The organism is Rhizobium sp. SRDI943 (assembly GCF_057653695.1).
Genome location: NZ_CM172787.1, coordinates 3,204,799 through 3,228,528, shown reverse-complemented (window position 1 = coordinate 3,228,528; position 23,730 = coordinate 3,204,799). Strand labels below are relative to the sequence as shown.

The window sequence follows — 23,730 nt, the reverse complement described above, 5'->3', positions numbered from 1 at the left end:
ACGCTGCTGCGGCCGAGTGCCAGGTTCAGACGCCCTACCGCGCTCATGCCGATGCGCCTGCCGTGGGGCAGTTCCGGCTGTCGAGTACGGCACGCTCGGCGAGTGCCGCCGCCGTCTCAGGCCTTTCGATTAGGCTTGTCCTACGGGAAGACCATCCGACAGGAAGACCACGAGCCCATCGGAGACCAGGAGCGAAACGGCATCACGGTGAGAGGTGGCGAGATCAAGATAGTGAATCGATATGAGAAAACTTATATCCTTCAGATCGGACGGAAGTGGTTCCCGCATCATCACTCTCTCAATCACGTCGTGAACATACGCCATCTGCACCTGGGACGAGAATCTCGAAAGTCATAGTTTATTCCGCGGCGTGCCTCATTTGGTCCCTGAACCAGTCGAGAGTCATCGCCACGCCCTGTTCGTAGGTGATGTTGCACGACCATTCGGGCATGACATAGTGCGCATTGGTCAAATCAGGCCGTCTGTTCGTGGGGTCCTGCGGTGGTGACGGCTCGAAGACGATCGGCACGCCGCCAACGAGCCTGGAGACATATTGCGCGACCTCGAGAACCGAAATCTCGCGATCATTGCCGACGTTCAGAGGCCCCTTATAGTCGGTTTCATTTATCCAGAAATATCGCGCGAAACCATCGACAACGTCATCGACATAGCCCCAACTGCGTGACTGAAGACCGTCACCGAACACGGTAATCGGGCGACCCGAAAGCGCCTGGGTGATGAAGTTGGAGACCGCGCGCCCATCGTCGGAGCGTGTCCGGGGACCATAGATATTGAAGGGGCGAACGATCTTGACGTCGAGCCCTTGGGTACGCTGCATCTCGAACAGCAGCGACTCAGTGCACCTTTTGCTTTCGTCGTAGGACGAGCGCGGTCCGGTGCAGTCGACCTGACCCTTGTAGGATTCCGGCTGCGGCGACACCAGAGGATCGCCATAGACTTCGGAAGAGGAGGTGAAACCGAAACGTCCGCCCTTCTTCAGCAAGTCGAGCAACCGGAATGCCCCGAGAAGATTGGCGGAGATCGTTCTCTTCGGCTCCTTCATGTACCACGGCGGCGATGCGGGGGATGCAAGGTGATAGATTTCGTCGAACTTATCCGAGGTCTGCAGCGTCTCGACATCAGATTTCACGAAGTGGAAACGGGGGTCCCGGATGTGCGCGATATTTTCGAAAAGCCCGGTCCAGAGGTTGTCAACAACGACTAGCTTCTGGACGTCCTTCCTCAGCAAAAGTCGATCGCACAAGTGGGATCCGATGAAGCCAGCCCCGCCAGAAATCAATACGCTTTTCATTGCTTCGTGCCTCGTGACTTGAGATTAAGCTGTTTGCTTATTAGCATCACCTGTAATGCATGACAATTATTTAGAAGAGTTCTAAGAATTACTCACTTATTAATGTCAATTGTTAAAAGTAACCACTTTAAGGTGTTTCTGACGAGCTGCGCTCGACAACGAGCAGCCGGGCCGGACCGGATGCTACAGATGTTCGTCGCGCGATCATCGTGACCTGCCCAATCTCGACCATCCGTTCCATGAGACGGCCGCGACCATTTGCGGTTCGATCGGAGGAATCGGCATGGTATCGAGAACCTCTCCAACGAGTTCCGGATCCAGGGAGCTGAGGTTGCCTGTGGAAAGGAGGGTTCCGAATGTGTGTTATATTTTCGAAAGGTCCGGTGCAAAGATTGTCAACAACAGCCAGTTTCTGGGTATCATTTTCGAAGTAGAAATCGTCGCATAAATGCGATCCAATGAAGCTGACCCCGTTTCTCACATCGTTTCGCCTCGTTACTTGAGAATATATTATTGTTATTACAGCGATCGACAGTTTAGTATGGGCACGAAGTCCGGGGGTGGATCGGACTTTGGTCTGAATTTCGCGCGCGCGGAAACGTCGTCATAGAAGTCGACAGCGCTTCTGGTTCGGGACGCTTATCTCGGCTTCCCGCCATTCGTGGTGACGCTGGGCTTGCTGTCGATTGCCCGAGCCCGGCAGGCGTTACATCGAACAACCGTCGTCTGGCGCTGGGCAAGGGGCGCTTGGTTTTTCGAGATCGCAAAGCCGGTTCTCACCGGGTCGTTCTGGCGCGGCTGACCGGCTTCGTCCGGCGTATCAAGCCTTGATGATTGAGGTCAGCCCTCCGGGGGCGACGCAAACCGGCTCGCATCGAACAGGTCTGTCGCGGCGACCGGAATGATATCCTCACCTGACGTCGCGACATTGACCTCACGATGAACCGTGCGGGGGGAAACGCGAGGCGCGTTCAATCCCATTACTTCGCCGGGAGAATGCAGCGCCCATTTCATCAGCGCCGCGTCGGACGTCGATTCAAAGAAACTTGCTTCTTCCCAGGAAGCGGTCATGGGCAGAGAGGCGATCATATCAGCGCCCTGCTTGGAGGCCTGGTGTGCAACACGGAGGGGTTCGAAGCGGGCGTAGGCCGGCAATGCAGGCGCCGGCCTGTCCGGAAGGACATCAATTGGGCCGATCGACGCAGTCTCCAGTTTGTCATCTGCGCCCGCGTCGTGCTTGAGGGCGGGCGGGCGCATCGCCGGTATCGGAATCGGCAAAGATGAAACATCCCCCGCGGACCGTTTGTCGTCCCGCTCGACCGCGCCGGTTTGCAGCGCGAGCGCATTCAATGCCCGGCTTCTGGGCGCGGGCAGAAGCGCCGTCACGAGCTTATTGTCTATGGTGTCGCCGTTCGGCCTGGCCGACGCGCTCACGTCTTCGTCTTCTCCCGCGCTGCTGGCGATCTGGATCGAGGTGGGGCCGCCGCGCTTCTTGTAGTTTGCAACCGCCTGATTGTATCCCGGCAGCGGCCTGCCATCGGCCGGGAGATGGATCGTCTGCCCATTCGGGAATATTCGAGCGAGTTCCTGCCGGGACATGCGGGGCCAGGCCCTGACATTGCCGACATCGAGATGCACGAAGGGCGATCCCGAGGTAGGGTAATATCCGACACCGCCGACCTGCATCTGCATTGCAAGCGCACGCAGCGTCGAAAGCTTCACGCCGGGAACGTAGAAGTCCATCGCCTTGCCCAGCATGTGCTGGCTCTTCTTGGCGACGCCCGTGATGCGCGAGCGGTTGCGGAGCATGTTGTTGGTGGTGGGCGAACGATAGGCGGAGACGATGTGGATGTAGTCCTTGCCGCCGCTGCGCTTGTACACCTCCCAGACCAGGTCGAGCAGCCGGGGATCCATCCGGGTCGGCTCGTTCCTTCGCCAGTCGCGCAGAAACCGATTGATCTGGGTGAGGCCCTTTGGATCGAACTTTCCGTCCCGCTTGTAGGTGATCGTGGCCCTCTCGCCTGTATGGGTAAAGAACAGCTTCAGGGCCCGATCTTCCGCCGAGGCAAATGTTGCGGAGCCGACAAGTGCGGGCAGCGCAAACAGAGCCGGCAGAATGGTCTTTGCGACGAACCGTTCCGCACGCGACAGCAGTGTGGCAATTCCGCCCAAGGCTCCGCCCGATAATCCTTGCACTGGATACTTCAACACGAACAATTCCGTCCTACACCAAACACTCGACGGTGTGCGGGAATCTCCGCATCCATCACGCTTAGTAAAGCCAGCTTATGGTCAACAAATTGCTAACGAGCGGATGCGTATGCTCGGCGAAGTGAGGATGCGCGTCATCACAAGCGCAATCGGACCCTACGCCCGCGAGAGGAGCGCATCGAGCGCATTCTGTGCTGCTCTGAAATCCCCGCCGCTCTGAAACGGTTACAACCGCTCCCAACCTTCAGTCTCCCGGAACACGCGACCTCAACTCCCGCCTAGCGGCTGACCAGAACATGCATCGACCTTAAACCCGGATCAATCAATAGGGCGGGCCAGTTGGGAATGAGGCATCCGATGCGCTGCTAACCGCCAGCCTCGTCGATCGGTAGAGACGCGACGCCTTGCCCAGAAATGCGTACCTCGGTCGGAACTGGAAAAGTTCGCTGAACAAACTCTGGCTATGTCCTTAGAAGTTTGGACTATCCTCATGGCCCTCCAACTCAGGACACCCCCTGATGTTGCCGAAACCGATCGTTCGCCGGTCGCCCGATTCATCCAGACCACTGAGCACGATGACATTGTCATCCTGCTGTATAATCTCGCTACGATAGATGCCGGCCCGAAGCGCCCGGTTTTTCGCCTGGCTTATGTTGCATTGCCCGGGCGGCGGAGTGACGTGCCAGTATCTCGTCCCTTGCCCATCCGAGTGCCATCCGCCCGAAGCTGCGAATGCTGACAGGCTGGATAGCAGTATCCCAGACGCCAATATTGCGCTGCCTAGAACCAGTTTCATGTAACCTCCGTAAGCTGCGGCAGGGCTGGTCTTCATTCTGCTTGTCCTGTTTTCAACGGACAGCCGGGTTTCCCATGGCGTCACCACATTAGGTGGCTCGCGCTAACACTGTGCTAACGCCCGCTTCGGCGGCAATTTCCGGATACTAAAAACAAAGGTTTTTTTCGACGCGGTTCGCCTTGTGCTACCGATGTCACCGCTCGGAGGAAGAGCAAGTAAAGGGAAATATTTCAATAATTTCAATGTGTTTGTGGCGCACCCGACAGGATTCGAACCTGTGACCTTTGGAATCGGAATCCAACACTCTATCCAGCTGAGCTACGGGTGCATGCCTACGGCGGTTTGAATCGCCTGTCCGATGGGTGGTTCTTAGCCTAGCTTGCGGCTGGCTTCAATCGCGAAATTCTCAGAAATACGGGTGCTTGCGCTTTGAAGGGTGTTTTTATCCGTCGGCCCGGGGAATGCTTACAAAAATCTCCGCCGGCCTTGCGGGCGGCGGAGTGTGTTTGTCGCGAGCTGTCGCTTTGTGGCGGTCAGATCTGCATGGCGCCGGGGCCGGGGATGGCCTTTGACGGTACCTTGCCGAGGATGATCATGCCGAGGACCTCGTCCTTGGTCACATCCTCGGTGCGGGCGTGGCCGACGACCTGGCCGTTCTTCATCACCGAGACGCGGTCGGCGAGGTCGAAGACGTCGTGGATGTCGTGGCTGATGAGGAAGATGCCGATGCCTTCCTTCTTCAGTTGCTTGATCAGCTCGCCAACCTGCGCCGTCTCCTGGGGGCCGAGCGCTGCCGTCGGCTCGTCCATGATCAGGATGCGGGCGTTGAAGAGGATCGCACGGGCGATCGCCACCGATTGCCGCTGGCCGCCCGAAAGCGCCTTCACCGGCTCCTTGAAGCGCTTGAAGTTGGGGTTGAGGCGCCCCATCACCTCGCGGGCCGAGGCTTCCATCGCCACGTCGTCGAGCGTGCCCCAGCGGGTCTTCAGCTCGCGGCCGAGATAGAGGTTGGCGGCGGCGTCGACATTGTCGGCGACGGCGAGCGTCTGGTAGATCGTCTCGATCCCGTATTTCTTGGCATCGCGCGGATTGCGGATATCGGCAGGCTCGCCGTTGATCAGGATCTCGCCGCCATCACGCTTGTAGGCGCCGGAGAGGATCTTGATGAGCGTCGACTTGCCGGCGCCGTTATGGCCGAGCAAGGCGACCACTTCGCCGGGGTAGAGATCGACCGAGGCATTGTCCACGGCGTGAATGCCGCCGAAGGAGATCGAGATGTTTTTCAGTTCCACGAGGGGAGTGCGTTGATCAGCCATGTCTGGGGCTCCTCTCACTTGGCACGGGCGCGGTAGACGGTGTCGAGCCAGACCGCCACGACAAGGACGGTGCCGACGACGACGCTCTGCAGCGGCGTATCGACATGCGCGAGCACCATGCCCGACTGCAGCGACTGCATGACGAGCGCGCCGAGCATGGCGCCGGCGATGGTGCCGGTACCGCCTGCCAGCGACGTTCCGCCAATGACGGCGGCGGCGATGGTGTAGAGCTCGTCGAGCGTACCCTGCGAGTTGGTCGCGGCATTGAGGCGGGCGGTGGAGATCGCCGCTGCTATGGCTGCGAGAATGCCCATCAGCGCGAAGATGCGCACGGTGACCCAGCGGGTCTTGATGCCGGCGAGCTCGGCCGCTTCGGGGTTGCCGCCGATTGCGAAGACGTAGCGGCCGAAGCGCAGCCTTGTCGCGATGAAGGTCATGATGATGCCGACGACGATGGCGATCAGCACCGGCACGGCGATACCGTAGGGGATATCCAGGCCGGTCTCGGGCCAGGGAATATTGTTGGTCTCGGCATATTTCTTGGCGATGTTGATCGGCCAGTAATAGCTGTTGGCGATCCAGACCGCGCCGAGGATGAGCACGCAGCTCAGGATGGCGAGGAAATATTCAGCCCACATCGGCCGGCGGGGGAAACCGAAGCGCCGGCGCTGCCGGCGCGAGCCGACGATGCTGGCGATGACGAAGAGGCAGGCGCAGATGCCGACAATCCAGCTCCAGGTGGCGCCGATCGAGCCTTCGGCACCGCCGCCCATGATGCGGAAGGTCTGGTCCATCGGCGCAACCGTCTGGCCGCTGGTGACGAGCCAGGTGGCGCCGCGCCAGACGAGCAGGCCGCCGAGCGTGACGATGAAGGAGGGAACGTTGAGGAAGGCGATGATGATGCCCTGGAAGGCGCCGATCAGGCAGCCTGCCGCCAATCCGACCAGCAGCGTGATCGCCCAGGTGAAGGGGCTGTCGAAACCGATATATTCCGGCAGGATCTTTGCCTGCGTCACGCCCATGATCATGCCGCAGAGGCCGAGCACGGAACCGACCGAAAGGTCGATGTTGCGGGTGACGATGATCAGCACCATGCCCGTCGTCATGACGGCGATGTCGGTCGTCTGGACCGAGAGGTTCCAGAGATTGCGCGGAGTCAGGAAGAGGCCGCCGGTGATGATGTGGAAGCCGATCCAGATGATGATCAGCGCGCCGATCATGCCGAGCAGACGCGTGTCGATCTCGGTGGCGCGGAAAAAGCGGGTCACCGGACTGGCTTCCGCCGCTCGCGGTCCGCTTGATGTTGTGGATTTTACCATTTCGGCCATGGGTTTGCCGTTCCCCCACTTTGTTTGGACGGACGCGCCGGCGTGCTAGAGGCTGCCATCGGCGTCATGCATCTGTTCTTCAACTCACCATCGCGATGCTTCCGGAAGCCGGTCGCGTGGCGTCGCGACACCCTTCCGGCAGCGAATGAAAACCCGCGATGGTGCGGCGAGGCGGAGAAAACTTCGTCGTTGGAATTCTCATCCGCATCCGGCGCCGCAACGGTGTTTCGCTGCGGCGCCGGCAATTCCAGTTTACAAGCCCTGGCTTACTTGCAGGCAGCGACGCTGTCGGCCTTGACGCCCTGGCACGCTTCCGCCTTGGAGATCCAGCCGGCGTCGATGACGACGTTCAGATTGTCCTTGGTGATCGCAAGCGGCTTCAGGAAGACCGACTGCATTTCGACGCCCTTGGGGCCGCCCTTGAAAGCCTGGGCGCCGTCGATCTTGCTCATGTCCTTGCCGCCGGCGAGGTCGAGAGCGATTTCAGCGGCGCGCTGGCCGAGTTCGCGGCTGTCCTTCCAGACGGAAACCGTCTGCGTGCCGAGAGCGATGCGGTTGAGGGCCGCCTTGTCACCGTCCTGGCCGGAAACCGGAACGGAGCCGGCGAGGCCCTGTGCGTCGAGAGCAGCGATCGCGCCACCGGCGGTGCCGTCATTCGAGGCGACGACGGCGTCAACCTTGTTGTTGTTGGCGGTCAGGAACTGCTCCATGTTGCGCTGAGCGTTCTCCGGCAGCCAGCCGTCGGTATAGGCTTCGCCGACATTCTTGATCTTGCCGGCGTCGATGGCGGCCTTCAGGACTTCCTGCTGGCCCGAGAACAGGAAGTCAGCATTCGGATCGGAAGACGAGCCCTTGATGAAGACGTAATTGCCTTCCGGCTTGGCCTTGAAAACGCCTTCAGCCTGCAGTCGGCCGACTTCCTTGTTGTCGAAGGTAATGTAGAAGGCAGCCGGGTTTTCGATCAGGCGGTCGTAGCCGACGACGGGGATGCCTTCAGCGGCGGCCTTCTCGATGGCCGGGCCGATCGCATCGGAATCCTGGGCGAGAATGATCAGCGCGTTGGCGCCCTGGGAGATCAGCGATTCGACGTCGGTAAGCTGCTTTGCGGCAGAAGACTGCGCGTCAGCGGAAATATACTTGGCGCCCTTGGCTTCGAGAGCCTTCTTGATGGCGGCTTCGTCCGTCTTCCAGCGTTCTTCCTGGAAATTCGACCAGGAAACACCGACGACGAGATCGGCAGCCATGGCAGCGGTATGCACGGAAACGAGGATGGCAGCACCTGCCATCAATTTCAAAATAGACTTCATAATGTCCTCCCGAGTGGATTGCGACCGGCCCAGCCCATGCTTCCTCCGGCCACCGCGAATAGCTGTCGAGAAAGGTTCGGATTTTTTTCTCGACAGTCGAGAAATTTAGTGTCAGAGATTTTTTCAACTGTCAACACTGCACTGCCAGCTTAATTTCCTTGCGAAACATCGGCTGGAGATGCAGTGGAAACCACGGGAAGAGCAAGCAGGAGGAGAGGGCGGCATTCATGCTGACCAAATCGAGCACGGAGCTGGTCCGGCAGAGAAACAGCGTGCTCGTGCTGTCCGTGCTGCGTCGCCACGGTGCGCTCGCGCATACCGAAATATCCGATTTCACCGGGCTGTCGTCGGCCACCATTTCGGCGATCACCACTGAGCTGGAAAAAGCCCAGATCATCGAAAAGTCGGAACATCAGCCGGCAAGCGGCCGCGGCCGGCCACGCGTGCTGCTGCGCCAGCGGCGCGATTGCGGCTATCTTATCGTCGTCATCATCTCCTCGGATGCGGTGCAATATTCGCTGGTCGATTATGCCGGCAAGCTGATCGACCGCTTCAGTGAGGAACGTTCGCATGATCCTGCAGGCGCTGCCCGCTTCGTCGCTGCGGTGCGGGCCGGGCTTTTGCGTATTCTCGATCGTTCGAAGATCAGCCAAGAAAAGGTGCTGCTGATCTCGATCAGCAGCAAGGGGCTGGTCAATTCGACGGAGCCGGTTCTGGTATGGTCGCCGATCTTCGGCAGCGACCAGATCGATTTCGAATTGGCACTCCGGCCGGAATGGCAGGCCAAGGTGATCCTCGACAACGAGACGCTGCTGGTCGCAGCCGCGCTCGGCGCGCGTGAGGAGATGGTGAAGGGCGCCGATTTCCGTTCGCTCGCCGCCCTTTCGCTCGGCCACAGCGTCGGGCTTGGCATCGTCAGGCGCGGCAACCAGACGGGCCAGGAGATATCGGCGCCGAATTTCGGGCACATGCTGCACATGGCCAATGGTGGGCTCTGCCGCTGCGGCACCCGCGGCTGCATCGAGGCCTATGCCGGTTTCTACGCGATCCTGCGCAGCGCCTTCGAAGTGCCGCTCGATACGATCCCGGCAAAGTTCGTGCCGGTGGCGGAACTGGACAAGATCGCCGCAAAGGCGCGCCAGGGCCACCGCGTCCCCGCCTTTGCCTTCCGCCAGGCGGGGCTGGCGCTCGGCAACGGGCTGTCGCGCATGCTGAGCTTGACGGAGCGCATGCCGATCGCCATCACCGGGCCGGGCACGCGTTATTACGACCTTCTTCGGCAAGGGATCGAAGAGGGTCTCGGGCAGTCGCATATTGTGCGCATGGAAGGCATGCCCGAGATCAGGGTGGTGGCCGACGAGCAGATCCTCGTCTTCGAAGGACATCTGAACCGGGCGCTGTCTGTCATCGACGAGGATATCGTTCTCTCGGGCGTTCAGGGAATCCAGGCATCGGCGATTATTCAGGAATCGGGTTGAGGGTTTCTTTGAACCGACGTGTGGTGATTGCAGCAGCAACGGGCCAGTCGGTAGTATGCGACTTTGAGGGGTGTGCCGTGCCAGCCCCCCTCTGGCCTGCCGGCCATCTCCCCCACAGGTGGGGAGATCACAAGTGGCTAAACCTTACCGCCCGTCTAGCGTTTCGTCGTGCTGTGACGCCTGTTGTCGGGCGAGCAAGCGCGGCCAGCCAATCTCCCCACCTGTGGGGGAGATGGCCGGCAGGCCAGAGGGGGCGTTGCGGCACGCCGTTCACCAAAAGATCTCTGAAACGCGAAATGGCCGGGCAAGTGCCCGGCCATCTCATGCATGGCTTCCGGCCGGGAGAGGGCCGTCAGCCGATCTTGATGAGCTTGCCTTCCTTGACGGACTGGACCGCGGCATCGGCGAGTGCCAGCGCTGCGAGGCCATCGGCGCCTGATGGAGAGATCTTGGAGCCCTTCTCGATCGCGGCGATGAAGCTGGCGATCTCGTTTGCATAGGCTTCGGTATAACGGGTCATGAAGAAGTCATGCAGCGGCGGGCGGGTGTAGCCTTCGCCGTTTGCGACTTCGATCGAGACCGGGCGCTGGTTTTCGGCCGAGACGAGGCCCTTGGAGCCGTGCGCCTCGATGCGCTGATCGTAGCCGTAGGTGGCGCGGCGGGAGTTGGAGATGATGGCCTGCTTGCCGGATTTCGTCTGCAGGATGACCGAGACGCTGTCATAGTCGCCAGCTTCGCCGATCGCCTTGTCGACGAGCACCGCGGCGGTCGCGAAAACCGACACCGGTTCTTCGCCGAGCAGGAAGCGGGCCATGTCGAAGTCATGGATCGTCATGTCGCGGAAGATACCGCCGGAGCGCTTGATGTAATCGACCGGCGGGGCGCCGGGGTCACGCGAGGTGATCGTCACCATCTCGACATCGCCGATCTTGCCTTCGTCGATGACTTTGCGCACCGCCATGAAATGCGGGTCGAAGCGGCGGTTGAAGCCGACCATCAGCTTGGCGCCGGTCTCTTCCACCACCTTGATGCAGGCCTTGACGCGGGCGACGTCGAGGTCGATCGGCTTTTCGCAGAAGATCGCCTTGCCGGCGCGGGCGAAGCGCTCGATCAGGTCGGCATGGGTATCCGTCGGCGTGCAGATGACGACGGCGTCGATATCCTTGGCTGCCTCGATCGCCTCGATGGTGCGGACCTCGCAGCCATAGGCGGAGGCGATCGCGTCGGCTGCCTGCGGAAAGGCGTCTGCGACCGCAACGAGCTTTGCATTGGCGTCGCCGCTGACAGCCTTTGCATGAACTTTGCCAATGCGGCCGGCGCCGAGAAGACCAAATCTCACTGTCATTCTAACCTCCCTTGAATTCGGAACAAATAAACCGAACTGCCAAAATTATGGAATTTTCATTCCACCTTCTGTGGACCGCGTCAAGCCCGCGGATCTTTCACATTTGCAAGATTCGAACCAGGCCTGTCCTGGTCGGATTGAACTATTCTGCCGGAGCAGGTTTTGGTCAGGGCAGAGCCGATCGCTTCTGATCCTGGCGGAAAGATGCCCGGCCTTTCAGCCAAGAGAATACTTTAATCTGACCAGGAAAGGCTCTAGAGACAATCACGGCATGGGCCGAAGGCAGTGCGACAAATGCGACCGCGGGGCAGGAATGCAACTCATAGATCCGAATCATCCGGCATATCGGCGCCTCTGGGTGCGAATTGCCATTGTTGCCGTCTGCTTCGGCTGGGCCGTGGTCGAACTTGTCACCGGCGATCCGTTCTGGGCGGTGCTGGCCGGCGGGGCAGGCGCCTATTCCTTCTATATATTGTTCTGGACCTTCAATCCGCAGCCTCCGGCCATCGAGCTGCCCGTGCAGCCGGACCCCGAGGACGAGGACGAACCCGCGGCGGCCGCTGAAAAACCTCCTAAGGACGGGCAGGCGGAATAGTCAGCGGCTCAATCGCCGCAGCGCTTCGTCGATCAGCAGGTTGGCCAGCATCATGCGCTTCGTCGCATTGTCGCGAAAGAGCAATTCTATGCCATCGGGATGATTGGCGCGCGTGAAGGCGCGGCGCTTTTCACGGAGCGTCAGCGGCCTACCGGCACCTTTGGTTCCGCGTGCTCATTGTCGTCGTCTGTTTTGGATGGGCGATCGTCGAATTCGTCGGCGGCGACCCTTTCTGGGCGTGCTGGCCGGCGGTGCGGGTGTCTATTCCTTCTATATGCCGATCTGGCTATATGCTGATCTGGCCTTCGATCCGGCGCCGCCCGAGACTGCAGTCGTCACACCCGATGACGCGGACGGGAACGAGCCGGCAGGTGACGAAGAGAAGAAGGCCGAATAATCAAAGCGTGCCGCGATCTTTCCGATGCGCGCCACGCTTGACGTCTGGCTTGATACTCTCGCAAAACCGACGCACGGCTTCGCGTGCAGCCAGCCCGATCCCCGGCGCATTCCCGTCCTGTCAGAGTGACAATTCCTTGGCTTGCGCGTCGATCTTTTCGCAGGCATTCCCGAATGGATCGTGCATCGGTACCAGCGGCGAAACGCCGAGCAGGAGAAGCGCCTTCAAATGTGACCAGCCACCTCCCAGCAACGGCGCAAAGGATGTCATCACGATGCGTTCCTTGCCATAGAGACGCTCGTACTCTGGAAAATTGCAGAAGTTCTCGTGATTGCTGTTCTTCAGATGGAAGGACTCGGCCTCAGCACCTTCGGCAAGGATAGCTTCGTGCGTATCGAGCATGACGGCATAGTACTCGATCGATACGTCGGCGGCGGGAGTGACCGATGCAATCGTCGTGCCGTTCACGAGGTCCTTTACCTGGATCAGAATGCCGTTCAGGTGCAGCGCATGGCCAGGCGACAGATAGAGATCCGAATGGGGTGCGTGCCCGCCCAGTGCGTGGCGTGAAACCCGGATAGGCACGACGTCCTTCTGCCAGCGCGCGCCGCTCTTCTTGAAGCTTTGGCGGCCGACCCACTTTACGGAACGCGTGCTACCGTCAGGAAGGGCAACGCGATCGCCGATGCGCAGATCCTCGACAGGCTTCTCACCGCAATCCGTGAGGATCGCCGTTCCCCGCAGGAAACATTGTGCGCCGCTCCCGCTGCCGCCACCGCCACTGGAGCCACCACTTCCGCCTGAGCCACCGCTCCCGCCAGAGCCTCCACCGGAGCCGCCCCGTCCCCAAAGCCGCCCCAGCGCATTGGCCGGAGAGGTGGTAATTGCTGCGGCCAAGGCGGCCACGCCGGCAATACGAGCTCCGGCGGCTGCGGCTACACCTAGAAAATGTCTGCGCGCAGTGTTGCGTGGTAGCTTCGGATCTTCCGTAGATGACATGTCGGCGTTCTCCTGAAAAACATTTACACCGCCCTATGTTACACTGGGTTGTATCGCATTCAATTTCGCTAAATTGCGCTAGGTCCTACCGAAAAGGGCGTAGGCATGGTCTATTGGGGTCCCGAAATACGCTATTGCCGCTGCCAAAAAGCGGAAGATTTATCTGCTACCCGAACGCGAAAGAATCAAACTGATTACCATGGCCACAGGTTGAAACGCAGGAAAAGCAGCCCATATAAAATTCGCGAATCGAGCCGGAAACGGCGGCTCTTCCAAAGCCTCGGAACGTTTGTCTGCGTTCGAGAAAGCTTCAGCTGTGCGGCAGCCGGCGCATCGCCTCGTCGATCAGCAGATTGGCGATCATCATGCGCCTGTTGGCATTGTCGCGGAAAGGCTCTGCGATGCCATCAGGATGATTGGCCTTGGCAAAGGCGCGCCGCTTCTCGTTCAGCGTCTGTTGGGTATCGGCGGCAGCGATCGCGAGTTCCGCGGCGATCTCTTCCGGAGCGATGCGGGCGAGATGGTCCGGCATGACGGGCTCGGGTGGGGGCGCAGGCGCCGGTTCCTCCGCGATCGCGGCGGCGGGATCGAGTTCCAGATTGTCGAAATAGGCCTGGCCGACGCGTTGCGAGACGGCCGAGACGCCCTCCATGACATCGAAGGCAAGCCCGGTGCCAAGACCGGAGACGCGATGGACGGCCGGCACTTCGGCGTCTTCGGCCGTCTCGTCCTCCGCCTTCAGCCGCTCGAGGACTGATTGAAATACCGACTGTCCGAACAGCATCCCGCCTTCCTTGAGAGCATTTCCGTTTTTCTTCGAACCACGGAAATGCTCTATCTCCTTGTTCACGCAATTCCTGGGAAAGTCGCTTCGCGCTTTTCCCGGCAAAACTGCTGCGCACTTTTGCTGGAATTGCTCGAGGCGCATTAAAAGAGAGCAAGATGGTGCAGGGCTTGCGGGTGTCGTCAGCCGGCCTGCTTGCGGCTCTCCTCAAGGATGATGTCGTAGAGCAGCCTTGCGCTCGGCGGCAGCGCCCGTTCCCTCGCCGTGATCATGCTGTAGGGCTTGACGTTGATGTCGAAATCGATCGGCAGCATGCGCACATCCGAGGCATTCGAGCCTTGGCTGGCAAGGAACTGGGCGACGTCGACGGCGACCGGAGCGATCGCATCGGTCTCGCAGATGATGGCGCAGGTCAGAAGCAGCGAGGAGGTGTTGACGATGTTTTCGGGCAGCGCCACGCCACGCGACAGGAAAACGTCCTCGATCGTGCGGCGCAGCAGCGTGCCGGGCGGCTGGAACACCCAGTCGTAATCCCTGACGTCGGCGAGGCTGCTCATCTTGTGCTTCATAAGCGGATGGCGGCTGCGCACGATCAGGCAAGCCCGCTCGATGCCGATCTCCGTCACCTCGAACAGGCGCGGGTTGAGATCATCGGGAATGCGGCCGATGATGAAGTCATGGCGGGCGGCGAGCAGTTCGCGGGCAAGCACATTGCTCGTCTCCACCTGGATGTTGATTTCGATGCCGGGATAAGCCTTGCGCACCTTGTTGATCGCCGGCACGACGAGGCTCATGGCCGGCGCGGTCACCGCGCCGATGAAGACCGAACCGCCCTTGCCGCTTTTCAATTCGCCAATCTCGCGGCTCGCCTCGCGCAGTTCCAGGAGGATCTTCCGAGCCCTTCGGGCAAGCGCTGCGCCGAAGGTCGTCAGAACCACGCCGCGGGCCACCCGCTCATAGAGCGACGTCTTGGTGATCGATTCCATTTCGGACAACATCCGCGATGCGGCGGGCTGCGAAATGTTCAGGACTTCCGCAGCTGCGGAAATCTGTCCGCTATCTTCGATTGCGACGATCATGCGCAGGTGATTCAGCTTAAGTCCTGCACGCAAAAGGCTGTCATCGCCGAAATTATCGCTGTGGATATCGACGTGATCCATCAAAAATGGCTCAGAAATAACCGTCATGGTTGCAGCCTCCTCGCTGCGCTCCATCAAAAGTAATACTTTTTAACGATATACCAAAATTGTTATGCACGTTAGCACTTATTCTATTTGACAGTTATAGGAATCCATACCAGTTTGCCGCCGTGTGCTGGTTGGCACTCAACACGTGTGAGATCGTGGAGGAGACCTACTTCGTTTCTCACCATCTGAAGTAACTATCCAATACGGAACCTGCCACAGTTTCGGGGCGGGCGATTTTTCGTCCGCTGCTTATTAACAAGGGAGAGAGAAATGAAATCCATTATCTCATTGATGGCTGCGGCTGCCTTCGGCGTCGCTTCGTTCGTTGCACCGGCTCTGGCCGCGGATAAGGGCACTGTCGGCATCGCAATGCCGACCAAGGCTTCTGCCCGCTGGATCGACGACGGCAACAACATCGTCAAGCAGCTCCAGGCTGCCGGTTACGGCACTGACCTGCAGTATGGCGACGACGACATTCCGAACCAGCTTTCGCAGATCGAAAACATGGTCACCAAGGGTGCCAAGGTTCTCGTCATCGCTTCGATCGACGGCACGACGCTTTCCGACGTTCTCCAGAAGGCACACGACGCCGGCATCAAGGTCATCGCTTATGACCGTCTGATCCGCGATTCGGGCAACGTCGACTACTACGCGACGTTCGACAACTTCCAGGTCGGCGTTCTGCAGGCTGGCTCTATCGTTGACGGCCTCGGCCTCAAGGACGGCAAGGGCCCGTTCAACATCGAACTGTTCGGCGGCTCGCCTGACGACAACAACGCCTTCTTCTTCTATGATGGCGCCATGTCCGTCCTGCAGCCTTACATCGACAGCGGCAAGCTCGTCGTGAAGTCCGGCCAGACCGGCATGGACAAGGTCGGCACGTTGCGTTGGGATCCGGCAACGGCCCAGGCCCGCATGGACAACCTGCTCTCGGCTAACTACACCGACGCCAAGGTCGATGCCGTTCTGTCGCCTTACGACGGTCTGTCCATCGGTATCATCTCCTCGCTGAAGGGCGTTGGTTACGGTACTGCGGCTCAGCCGCTCCCGATCGTCACCGGTCAGGACGCTGAAATCCCGTCGGTCAAGTCGATCATCGCTGGCGAACAGCACTCGACGATCTTCAAGGACACCCGCGAACTCGCCAAGGTCACTGTTGCCATGGTCGACGCTGTGATGTCCGGCAAGGATCCGGAGGTCAACGACACGAAGACCTACGACAACGGCGTCAAGGTCGTCCCGTCCTATCTGCTGAAGCCGGTTGCCGTCGACAAGACCAACTACAAGCAGATTCTCGTCGACAGCGGTTACTACTCTGAAGACAAGCTGAAGTAATGAGAAGGACCGGAGCCCGCGCTTGCGGGTTCCGGTCTTCGATTTTATGATCGCCCGGCTGGTTGACGGCTGCAGGCGCTGGAACTTTGACTATGGACAATACTATCCTCGAAATGCGGAGCATCACCAAGACGTTCCCGGGCGTCAAGGCGCTGGAGAATGTGAACCTCAAGGTTCGCCAGGGTGAAATCCACGCATTGGTGGGCGAAAACGGGGCCGGCAAATCGACCCTGATGAAGGTGCTATCCGGCGTCTATCCGACAGGAAGCTATGAAGGCGACATCATCTACGAAGGTGAGACGCGCAACTTCAAGGTCCTGAAGGACTCCGAAGAAATCGGCATCGTCATCATTCACCAGGAACTGGCGCTCGTGCCGTTGCTGTCGATCGGCGAAAACATCTTCCTTGGCAACGAGAATGCCAAGAGCGGCGTCATCAGCTGGGACGAGACATTCAACCGCACCAAGCAGCTGCTGAAGAAAGTAGGCCTGTCCGAATCTCCGAACACGCTGGTCACCGACATCGGCGTCGGCAAGCAGCAGCTCGTCGAGATCGCCAAGGCGCTGTCGAAGAGCGTCAAGCTGCTCATTCTGGACGAGCCGACCGCCTCGCTGAATGAACGCGATTCCGACGCGCTGCTCACTCTGCTCATGGAGTTCCGCAAGCAGGGCATCACCTCCATCATCATTTCCCACAAGCTGAACGAGATCCGCAAGGTCGCCGACCAGATCACGGTCCTGCGTGACGGCATGACAGTCAAGACGCTCGACTGTCACGCGGACGAGATCAGCGAAGACATCATCATCCGCAACATGGTCGGCCGCGATCTTGAAGACCGCTATCCGCCGCGTTCGGTGCCGATCGGCGAAACCATTCTCGAAGTGAAGAACTGGAACGCCTACCACCAGCAGCACCGCGACCGTCAGGTCCTGCACAATATCAACGTCACCGTCCGCAAGGGCGAAGTCGTCGGCATCGCCGGCCTGATGGGGGCAGGGCGCACAGAATTCGCCATGAGCCTGTTCGGCAAGGCCTATGGCCACAAGGTTTCGGGCGAGGCGCTGATGCACGGCAAGCCGGTCGATGTCAGCACCGTGCGCAAGGCAATCGATGCCGGGCTCGCCTACGTCACCGAAGACCGCAAGCAGCTCGGCCTCGTGCTCAACGACACGATCCTGCACAACACGACGCTCGTTAATTTGGCGGCGGTGTCGAACGCGTCCGTTATCGACAGCTTCAAGGAAGCGCGGGTTGCGACCGACTATCGGTCGAAGTTGCGTATCCGTTCCTCCAGCATTTTCCAGGAGACGGTCAATCTTTCCGGCGGCAACCAGCAGAAGGTGGTGCTGTCGAAATGGCTGTTCTCCAATCCCGATATTTTGATCCTCGACGAGCCGACGCGCGGCATCGATGTTGGCGCAAAATACGAAATCTATACTATCATCAACCAGCTTGCCGCCGATGGAAAGGGCGTTCTGATGATCTCGTCGGAAATGCCCGAACTGCTCGGCACGTGTGACCGCATCTACGTGATGAACGAAGGACGCATCGTCGCGGAACTGCCGAAGGGAGAAGCAAGCCAGGAAACCATCATGCGCGCTATCATGCGCTCAGGGGAGAAGAAACAATGACGCCGATCAATCAACCCATCGCAGAGCAAGGGCGTGTCGTCTCCATCGGAGACTACGTTCGCGGCAACATCCGCGAATATGGCATGTTTATCGCGCTTATCGCGATCATGGTGTTCTTCCAGTTTTCGACCGGTGGCGTTCTCTTCAGGCCGCTCAACCTGACAAACATCATTCTGCAGAACTCGTTCATCGTCATCATGGCGCTCGGCATGCTGCTGGTGATCGTTGCCGGCCATATCGATCTTTCGGTGGGATCGGTCGTCGGCTTTATCGGCGCTATCGCCGGCGTAATGACGGTGCAATGGCACACCAATTATGTTCTGGCGGGTATCGTCTGCCTTGCCATGGGCGCGCTTGTCGGCGGCATCCAGGGCTATTTCGTCGCGTATCACAAGATCCCGTCCTTCATCGTCACGTTGGCCGGCATGCTGGTCTTCCGCGGCCTGACGCTGTTCGTGATGACGGCATCGGGGACCGGCACCAGCATCGGTCCTTTCCCGCCGGCTTTCCAGCTGATCAGCATCGGCTTCCTGCCGAACGCTTTCGATATGGGCGGCATCAACTCGACCTCGATCATTCTGACCGTTGTCGGCGCCGTAACCCTCTTCTATCTGGCATGGCGCAAGCGCCTATCGAATGAAAAGCATGGCAATGATGTCGAGCCGCTGGGCTTTTTCCTCGCCCAGAACGCCCTCGTCACGCTCGCCATTCTGGCGCTCGGCTACCAGCTGTCGATCTATCGCGGCTTCCCGAACGTGCTGATGGTCATGCTTGTTCTGGTGGCCGCCTATGCCTTCATTACCCGCCGGACGACGATCGGCCGCCGCATCTACGCCATGGGCGGCAATGAGAAGGCGACGAAGCTTTCCGGTATCAACACCGAGCGGCTGACCTTCCTGACGTTCGCAAATATGGGTCTGCTTGCCGGACTGGCCGGACTGATCGTTGCCCTGCGTCTCAACTCGGCGACGGCCAAGGGCGGCTTTGGTCTTGAACTCGACGTGATCGCGGCCTGCTTCATCGGCGGCGCATCCGCCCAGGGCGGCGTCGGCAAGGTGACCGGCGCTGTTATCGGGGCTCTGATCATGGGCATCATGAACAACGGCATGTCGATCCACGGTCTCGGCACGGACTCGCAGCAGATGGTCAAGGGTGCGGTGCTTCTCGCTGCCGTGTTCTTCGACGTCTACAATAAAAACAAGGGCTGAGCGTCTCAAGGCGTCAGCCAGGCATTCGCAGTCATATGAATGATGGATTCCGGCTCCTGATGGAGCCGGACAGGCGGAGCTTTTTCCTGTCTTCGCCGAAACGAGAAGGATCGAAGACGTGCTTATTTCACAGATCAAGGGTGTAAACGGAGAGATCATCGTCGCCGTGCGTGAGCAGGGCGGCGCTGCAAGGTCGATCAAGAACGCCGTCAGCGTCTATGCGCTGGCGATGGAAGCCGCAGACGGCGGCAAGTCTCTTGCCTCAGTCATCGAAGCGCATGGCTACGGGGACGCCGTCGATCTTGAAAAGGCCTATGCGGAAGACCGCTTCCTTCCGCCGATCACCCATCCAGATGCCGCGCACCTGCATCTGACCGGCACCGGCCTGACACATTTGGGCTCGGCAGCAACGCGCGATTCCATGCACAAGAAGACCACCGAGGCCGCCGAGGAAACCCTCACGGACTCGATGAAGATGTTCAAGATGGGCCTTGAGAACGGCAAGCCGAAGGCCGGCGAAAAGGGCGTCCAGCCCGAATGGTTCTACAAGGGCAACGGCCATGGCGCCGCAGCCCCTGGCGCGCCCCTCCTCTCGCCCTCCTTCGCGCTCGACGGCGGTGAAGAGCCGGAGATGGCCGGCATCTACGTGATCGGCAAGGACGGCTCGCCCTTCCGTATCGGTTTTGCGCTGTCGAACGAATTTTCCGATCACGTCACCGAGCGGATCAACTATCTCTATCTCGCCCATTCGAAGCTGCGCCCGGCCAGCTTCGGCCCGGAAATCCGTGTCGGCGCTGCCCCGGAGGATATTCGCGGCACCTCGCGCATCAAGCGCGGCGACAAGGTGATCTTCGAAAAGCCGTTCCTATCCGGTGAGGCGAACATGTCGCACACCTTCGCCAATCTGGAATATCACCATTTCAAATATGGCCTCTTCCGTGTTCCGGGCGATGTGCATGTCCATATGTTCGGCACGGCGACCCTTTCCTTTGCCGACGGCGTCAAGACCGAAGAGGGCGACGTCTTCGAGATCGAAGTTGCCGAATTCGGCCTGGCGCTCCGCAATCCGCTGAAGGTGGCCGCCGAGGAAGAGATCGCCGTCAGGCAGCTCTGAATTCAAGACCTGGCCGCATCCGGCGGCCGGCTCTTTGCTCGTAAACGGTAAAGGAGGCTTGTTAAGCCCATGACCATTTATCAAAACCTGATCGCCGGCGAATGGGTCGGCTCGAACGCGACGAAGAATATCAACCCATCGGATACGAATGAGGTCGTCGGCCTCTATGCCGATGGCAGCGCAGACGACACGAGAAACGCCATTGCTGCCGCCAAGGCTGCCTTCCCAGCCTGGTCGCGCTCCGGCATCTGGGAGCGCCACGTCATCCTGAAGAAGACAGGCGACGAGATCATGGCGCGCAAGGATGAGCTCGGTGCGCTGCTTGCCCGCGAAGAAGGCAAGACGCTGCCGGAAGCCACCGGCGAGGTGATCCGCGCGTCGCAGATTTTCGAATTCTTCGCCGGCGAGGCACTGCGGCTGGCCGGTGAGGTCCTTCCGTCGGTTCGCCCGAATATCGGTGTCGAGATCACCCGCGAGGCGCTCGGCGTCATCGGCATCATTACGCCGTGGAACTTCCCGATCGCCATTCCCGCCTGGAAGATCGCGCCGGCGCTCTGCTACGGCAACACTATCGTCTTCAAGCCGGCCGAACTGGTGCCCGCCTGTTCCTGGGCGATCGTCGATATCCTGCACCGCGCCGGCCTGCCGAAGGGCGTGCTGAACCTCGTCATGGGCAAGGGCTCGGTCGTCGGCCAGGCCATGCTCGAAAGCCCCGACGTTCACGGCATCACCTTCACCGGTTCCACCGGCACCGGCAGACGCGTCGCCGCCGCCTCCATCGAGCATAACCGCAAGTTCCAGCTGGAAATGGGCGGCAAGAACCCGATGGTCGTGCTCGACGATGCCGATCTCAACGTCGCCGTCGAGGCGGCCGCCAATTCCGGCTTCTTCTCGACCGGCCAGCGTTGCACCGCTTCCTCGCGGCTGATCGTCACCGAAGGCATTCACGACAAGTTCGTCGCCGCGCTGACCGATAAGCTGAAGACGCTGGTCGTCGACAACGCCCTGAAGGCCGGCACTCATATCGGCCCCGTCGTCGATGAGCGGCAGTTGAAGACCGATACGGACTATATCGAGATCGGCAAGTCGGAAGGCGCCAAACTCGCCTTTGGCGGCGAGGTGATCTCCCGCGAAACGCCCGGCTTCTATCTGCAGCCGACGCTGTTCACCGAAGCGACCAACCAGATGCGGATCTCGCGCGAGGAGATCTTCGGGCCCGTGGTGTCGGTAATCCGGGCGAAGGATTACGACGAGGCGCTGGCGACGGCCAATGACACGCCGTTCGGCCTTTCGGCCGGCATCGCCACGACTAGCCTGAAACATGCCACGCATTTCAAGCGCAATTCCGAGGCCGGCATGGTGATGGTCAACCTGCCGACGGCAGGCGTCGATTTCCACGTGCCGTTCGGCGGCCGCAAGGGCTCGTCTTACGGCCCGCGCGAGCAGGGCAAGTACGCCGCCGAATTCTACACAACCGTCAAGACCGCCTACACCCTGGCTTGAGACAAGTGCGATAACCCGGGCCGTACGAGGCGGTCCGGCGATATCCTGAAGGATAGAGACTATGAAAAAGAAAGCGGAATGGCCGCGCAGGCTGAGGTCGCAGGAATGGTACGGCGGTACGAGCCGCGACGTGATTTATCACCGCGGCTGGCTTAAGAACCAGGGTTATCCGCACGACCTGTTCGACGGCCGGCCGGTGATCGGCATCCTCAACACCTGGTCGGATATGACCCCCTGCAACGGTCATCTCAGAGAGCTCGCCGAGAAGGTGAAGGCGGGCGTATGGGAGGCCGGCGGCTTCCCGCTCGAGGTGCCGGTGTTCTCGGCATCCGAAAACACCTTCCGCCCGACCGCGATGATGTACCGCAATCTTGCCGCGTTGGCGGTAGAAGAGGCGATCCGCGGCCAGCCGATGGATGGCTGCGTATTGTTGGTTGGCTGCGACAAGACCACGCCGTCGCTTATCATGGGGGCGGCTTCCTGCGACCTGCCTTCTATCGTCGTCACAGGCGGACCGATGCTAAACGGCTATTTCCGTGGCGAACGGGTCGGCTCGGGCACGCATCTGTGGAAGTTTTCCGAAATGGTGAAGGCCGGCGAGATGACGCAGGCCGAATTCCTCGAGGCTGAGGCCTCGATGAGCCGTTCGTCGGGCACCTGCAACACCATGGGCACCGCCTCCACCATGGCTTCCATGGCCGAGGCACTCGGCATGGCTCTGTCAGGCAACGCCGCGATCCCGGGCGTCGATTCCCGCCGCAAGGTCATGGCGCAGCTGACCGGCCGGCGTATCGTGCAGATGGTCAAGGATGACCTGAAGCCCTCCGAGATCATGACGAAGCAAGCCTTCGAGAATGCCATCCGCACCAACGCGGCCATCGGCGGATCGACCAACGCCGTCATCCACCTGCTCGCCATTGCCGGCCGTGTCGGCATCGATCTTTCGCTTGACGACTGGGATCGCTGCGGCCGTGACGTCCCGACCATCGTCAACCTGATGCCATCGGGCAAGTATCTGATGGAGGAGTTCTTCTATGCCGGCGGCCTGCCGGTGGTGCTGAAGCGCCTCGGCGAGGCGGGCCTGCTGCACAAGGATGCGCTGACGGTATCCGGCGAAACCGTCTGGGACGAGGTCAAGGACGTCGTCAACTGGAACGAAGACGTTATCCTTCCGGCCGAAAAGGCGCTGACAGCTTCGGGCGGCATCGTCGTGCTGCGCGGCAATCTCGCGCCGAAGGGCGCGGTGTTGAAGCCTTCGGCGGCTTCGCCACATCTGCTGGTGCACCGGGGCAGGGCGGTCGTGTTTGAGGACATCGACGACTACAAGGCCAAGATAAACGACGAGAACCTCGACATCGACGAAACCTGCATCATGGTCATGAAGAACTGTGGGCCGAAGGGCTATCCCGGGATGGCCGAGGTCGGCAACATGGGTCTGCCGCCGAAGGTGCTCAAGAAGGGCATCCTCGACATGGTGCGTATTTCCGACGCCCGCATGTCCGGAACTGCCTACGGTACCGTCGTGCTGCACACCTCGCCGGAAGCGGCGGTCGGCGGTCCGCTCGCAGTCGTGAAAAACGGCGACATGATCGAGCTGGATGTGCCGAACCGTCGTCTGCATCTCGACATTTCCGATGAGGAACTGGCGCGGCGGCTCGCTGAGTGGCAGCCGAACCATGATCTGCCCACATCCGGCTATGCCTTCCTGCATCAGCAGCATGTCGAAGGGGCCGATACCGGCGCCGATCTCGACTTCCTGAAGGGATGTCGTGGAAACGCGGTCGGCAAGGACAGCCATTAACAGGTGCAATCAGGACAGTGAATCGACGAAGAGGCGGGGTATCACCCCGCCTCTTTTTTTGTCCGCCGGTTCCTTGCAGGCTA

General features: G+C 60.1%; 19 protein-coding genes, 1 tRNA gene and 1 pseudogene. 9 read left to right on the top strand and 12 right to left on the bottom strand.

Annotation, left to right across the window (positions count from 1 at the left end):
* Positions 1 to 14: 14 nt before the first annotated feature.
* The 8 genes and pseudogenes from AC245Y_RS16585 to xylF form a co-directional block, all read right to left on the bottom strand.
* A pseudogene (locus AC245Y_RS16585) lies at positions 15 to 330 on the bottom strand (glycosyl transferase); the annotation flags it as partial.
* A 28-nt stretch (positions 331 to 358) separates the two neighbouring features.
* A complete protein-coding gene (locus AC245Y_RS16580; RefSeq protein WP_012758588.1) occupies positions 359 to 1,312 on the bottom strand; it encodes an NAD-dependent epimerase/dehydratase family protein in 954 nt (317 codons plus the stop codon).
* Between the two features lie 840 nt (positions 1,313 to 2,152).
* Positions 2,153 to 3,529 (bottom strand): peptidoglycan L,D-endopeptidase MepK, encoded by a 1,377-nt coding sequence (locus AC245Y_RS16575; protein WP_026157450.1) that lies wholly within the window; start codon positions 3,527 to 3,529, stop codon positions 2,153 to 2,155.
* A 463-nt stretch (positions 3,530 to 3,992) separates the two neighbouring features.
* A complete protein-coding gene (locus AC245Y_RS16570; RefSeq protein ID WP_017994903.1) occupies positions 3,993 to 4,355 on the bottom strand; it encodes a hypothetical protein in 363 nt (120 codons plus the stop codon).
* Positions 4,356 to 4,570: 215 nt separating this feature from the next.
* A tRNA-Arg gene (locus AC245Y_RS16565) sits at positions 4,571 to 4,647 on the bottom strand.
* A 205-nt stretch (positions 4,648 to 4,852) separates the two neighbouring features.
* Complete coding sequence (locus AC245Y_RS16560; protein WP_003561812.1) at positions 4,853 to 5,635, bottom strand: ATP-binding cassette domain-containing protein; 783 nt, start codon at positions 5,633 to 5,635, stop codon at positions 4,853 to 4,855.
* A gap of 14 nt (positions 5,636 to 5,649) precedes the next feature.
* Positions 5,650 to 6,963, bottom strand: coding sequence for a sugar ABC transporter permease (locus AC245Y_RS16555; RefSeq protein ID WP_012758585.1), 1,314 nt, complete (start codon positions 6,961 to 6,963; stop codon positions 5,650 to 5,652).
* Between the two features lie 266 nt (positions 6,964 to 7,229).
* Entirely contained in the window at positions 7,230 to 8,270 is a 1,041-nt protein-coding gene (gene xylF, locus AC245Y_RS16550) for a D-xylose ABC transporter substrate-binding protein (RefSeq protein WP_003542055.1), read from the bottom strand.
* A 227-nt stretch (positions 8,271 to 8,497) separates the two neighbouring features.
* Here xylF and AC245Y_RS16545 point away from each other — a divergent pair, with 227 nt between their 5' ends.
* Positions 8,498 to 9,748, top strand: a complete 1,251-nt coding sequence (locus AC245Y_RS16545) for an ROK family transcriptional regulator (protein WP_012758584.1) — start codon at positions 8,498 to 8,500, stop codon at positions 9,746 to 9,748.
* 352 nt (positions 9,749 to 10,100) lie between these two features.
* Here AC245Y_RS16545 and iolG read toward each other — a convergent pair whose 3' ends face one another.
* Positions 10,101 to 11,093, bottom strand: a complete 993-nt coding sequence (gene iolG / locus AC245Y_RS16540; RefSeq protein ID WP_012758583.1) for an inositol 2-dehydrogenase — start codon at positions 11,091 to 11,093, stop codon at positions 10,101 to 10,103.
* A 313-nt stretch (positions 11,094 to 11,406) separates the two neighbouring features.
* Here iolG and AC245Y_RS16535 point away from each other — a divergent pair, with 313 nt between their 5' ends.
* Together AC245Y_RS16535 and AC245Y_RS16530 are read left to right on the top strand one after the other, a co-directional pair.
* Positions 11,407 to 11,688 (top strand): hypothetical protein, encoded by a 282-nt coding sequence (locus AC245Y_RS16535; protein ID WP_026157448.1) that lies wholly within the window; start codon positions 11,407 to 11,409, stop codon positions 11,686 to 11,688.
* A 103-nt stretch (positions 11,689 to 11,791) separates the two neighbouring features.
* Entirely contained in the window at positions 11,792 to 12,085 is a 294-nt protein-coding gene (locus AC245Y_RS16530) for a hypothetical protein (RefSeq protein ID WP_487762858.1), read from the top strand.
* A gap of 120 nt (positions 12,086 to 12,205) precedes the next feature.
* On the opposite strand, the gene AC245Y_RS16525 is transcribed toward AC245Y_RS16530, so the two are convergent.
* From AC245Y_RS16525 to AC245Y_RS16515, 3 genes are all read right to left on the bottom strand, one after another.
* Positions 12,206 to 13,084 (bottom strand): Hint domain-containing protein, encoded by an 879-nt coding sequence (locus tag AC245Y_RS16525; protein ID WP_012758580.1) that lies wholly within the window; start codon positions 13,082 to 13,084, stop codon positions 12,206 to 12,208.
* Between the two features lie 310 nt (positions 13,085 to 13,394).
* Positions 13,395 to 13,868, bottom strand: coding sequence for a hypothetical protein (locus AC245Y_RS16520; RefSeq protein WP_026157447.1), 474 nt, complete (start codon positions 13,866 to 13,868; stop codon positions 13,395 to 13,397).
* A gap of 182 nt (positions 13,869 to 14,050) precedes the next feature.
* Entirely contained in the window at positions 14,051 to 15,055 is a 1,005-nt protein-coding gene (locus AC245Y_RS16515; RefSeq protein WP_020487016.1) for a LysR family transcriptional regulator, read from the bottom strand.
* 270 nt (positions 15,056 to 15,325) lie between these two features.
* On the opposite strand from AC245Y_RS16515, the gene chvE reads away from it, so the two are divergent.
* The 6 genes from chvE (at position 15,326) to araD (ending at position 23,647) form a co-directional block, all read left to right on the top strand.
* On the top strand, positions 15,326 to 16,390 hold the full coding sequence (chvE, locus tag AC245Y_RS16510) for a multiple monosaccharide ABC transporter substrate-binding protein (protein ID WP_012758577.1): 1,065 nt from the start codon (positions 15,326 to 15,328) through the stop codon (positions 16,388 to 16,390).
* 92 nt (positions 16,391 to 16,482) lie between these two features.
* On the top strand, positions 16,483 to 18,021 hold the full coding sequence (gene mmsA, locus AC245Y_RS16505; protein ID WP_012758576.1) for a multiple monosaccharide ABC transporter ATP-binding protein: 1,539 nt from the start codon (positions 16,483 to 16,485) through the stop codon (positions 18,019 to 18,021).
* Positions 18,018 to 19,229, top strand: a complete 1,212-nt coding sequence (gene mmsB / locus AC245Y_RS16500; RefSeq protein ID WP_003561801.1) for a multiple monosaccharide ABC transporter permease — start codon at positions 18,018 to 18,020, stop codon at positions 19,227 to 19,229. Before mmsA ends, mmsB begins: the two co-directional genes overlap by 4 nt.
* A gap of 118 nt (positions 19,230 to 19,347) precedes the next feature.
* Positions 19,348 to 20,343, top strand: a complete 996-nt coding sequence (gene araD1, locus AC245Y_RS16495; RefSeq protein ID WP_017994900.1) for an AraD1 family protein — start codon at positions 19,348 to 19,350, stop codon at positions 20,341 to 20,343.
* Between the two features lie 69 nt (positions 20,344 to 20,412).
* Positions 20,413 to 21,846, top strand: coding sequence for an aldehyde dehydrogenase family protein (locus tag AC245Y_RS16490; RefSeq protein ID WP_012758574.1), 1,434 nt, complete (start codon positions 20,413 to 20,415; stop codon positions 21,844 to 21,846).
* 61 nt (positions 21,847 to 21,907) lie between these two features.
* Entirely contained in the window at positions 21,908 to 23,647 is a 1,740-nt protein-coding gene (gene araD, locus AC245Y_RS16485; protein ID WP_017994899.1) for an L-arabinonate dehydratase, read from the top strand.
* The last annotated feature ends 83 nt before the right edge of the window (positions 23,648 to 23,730 follow it).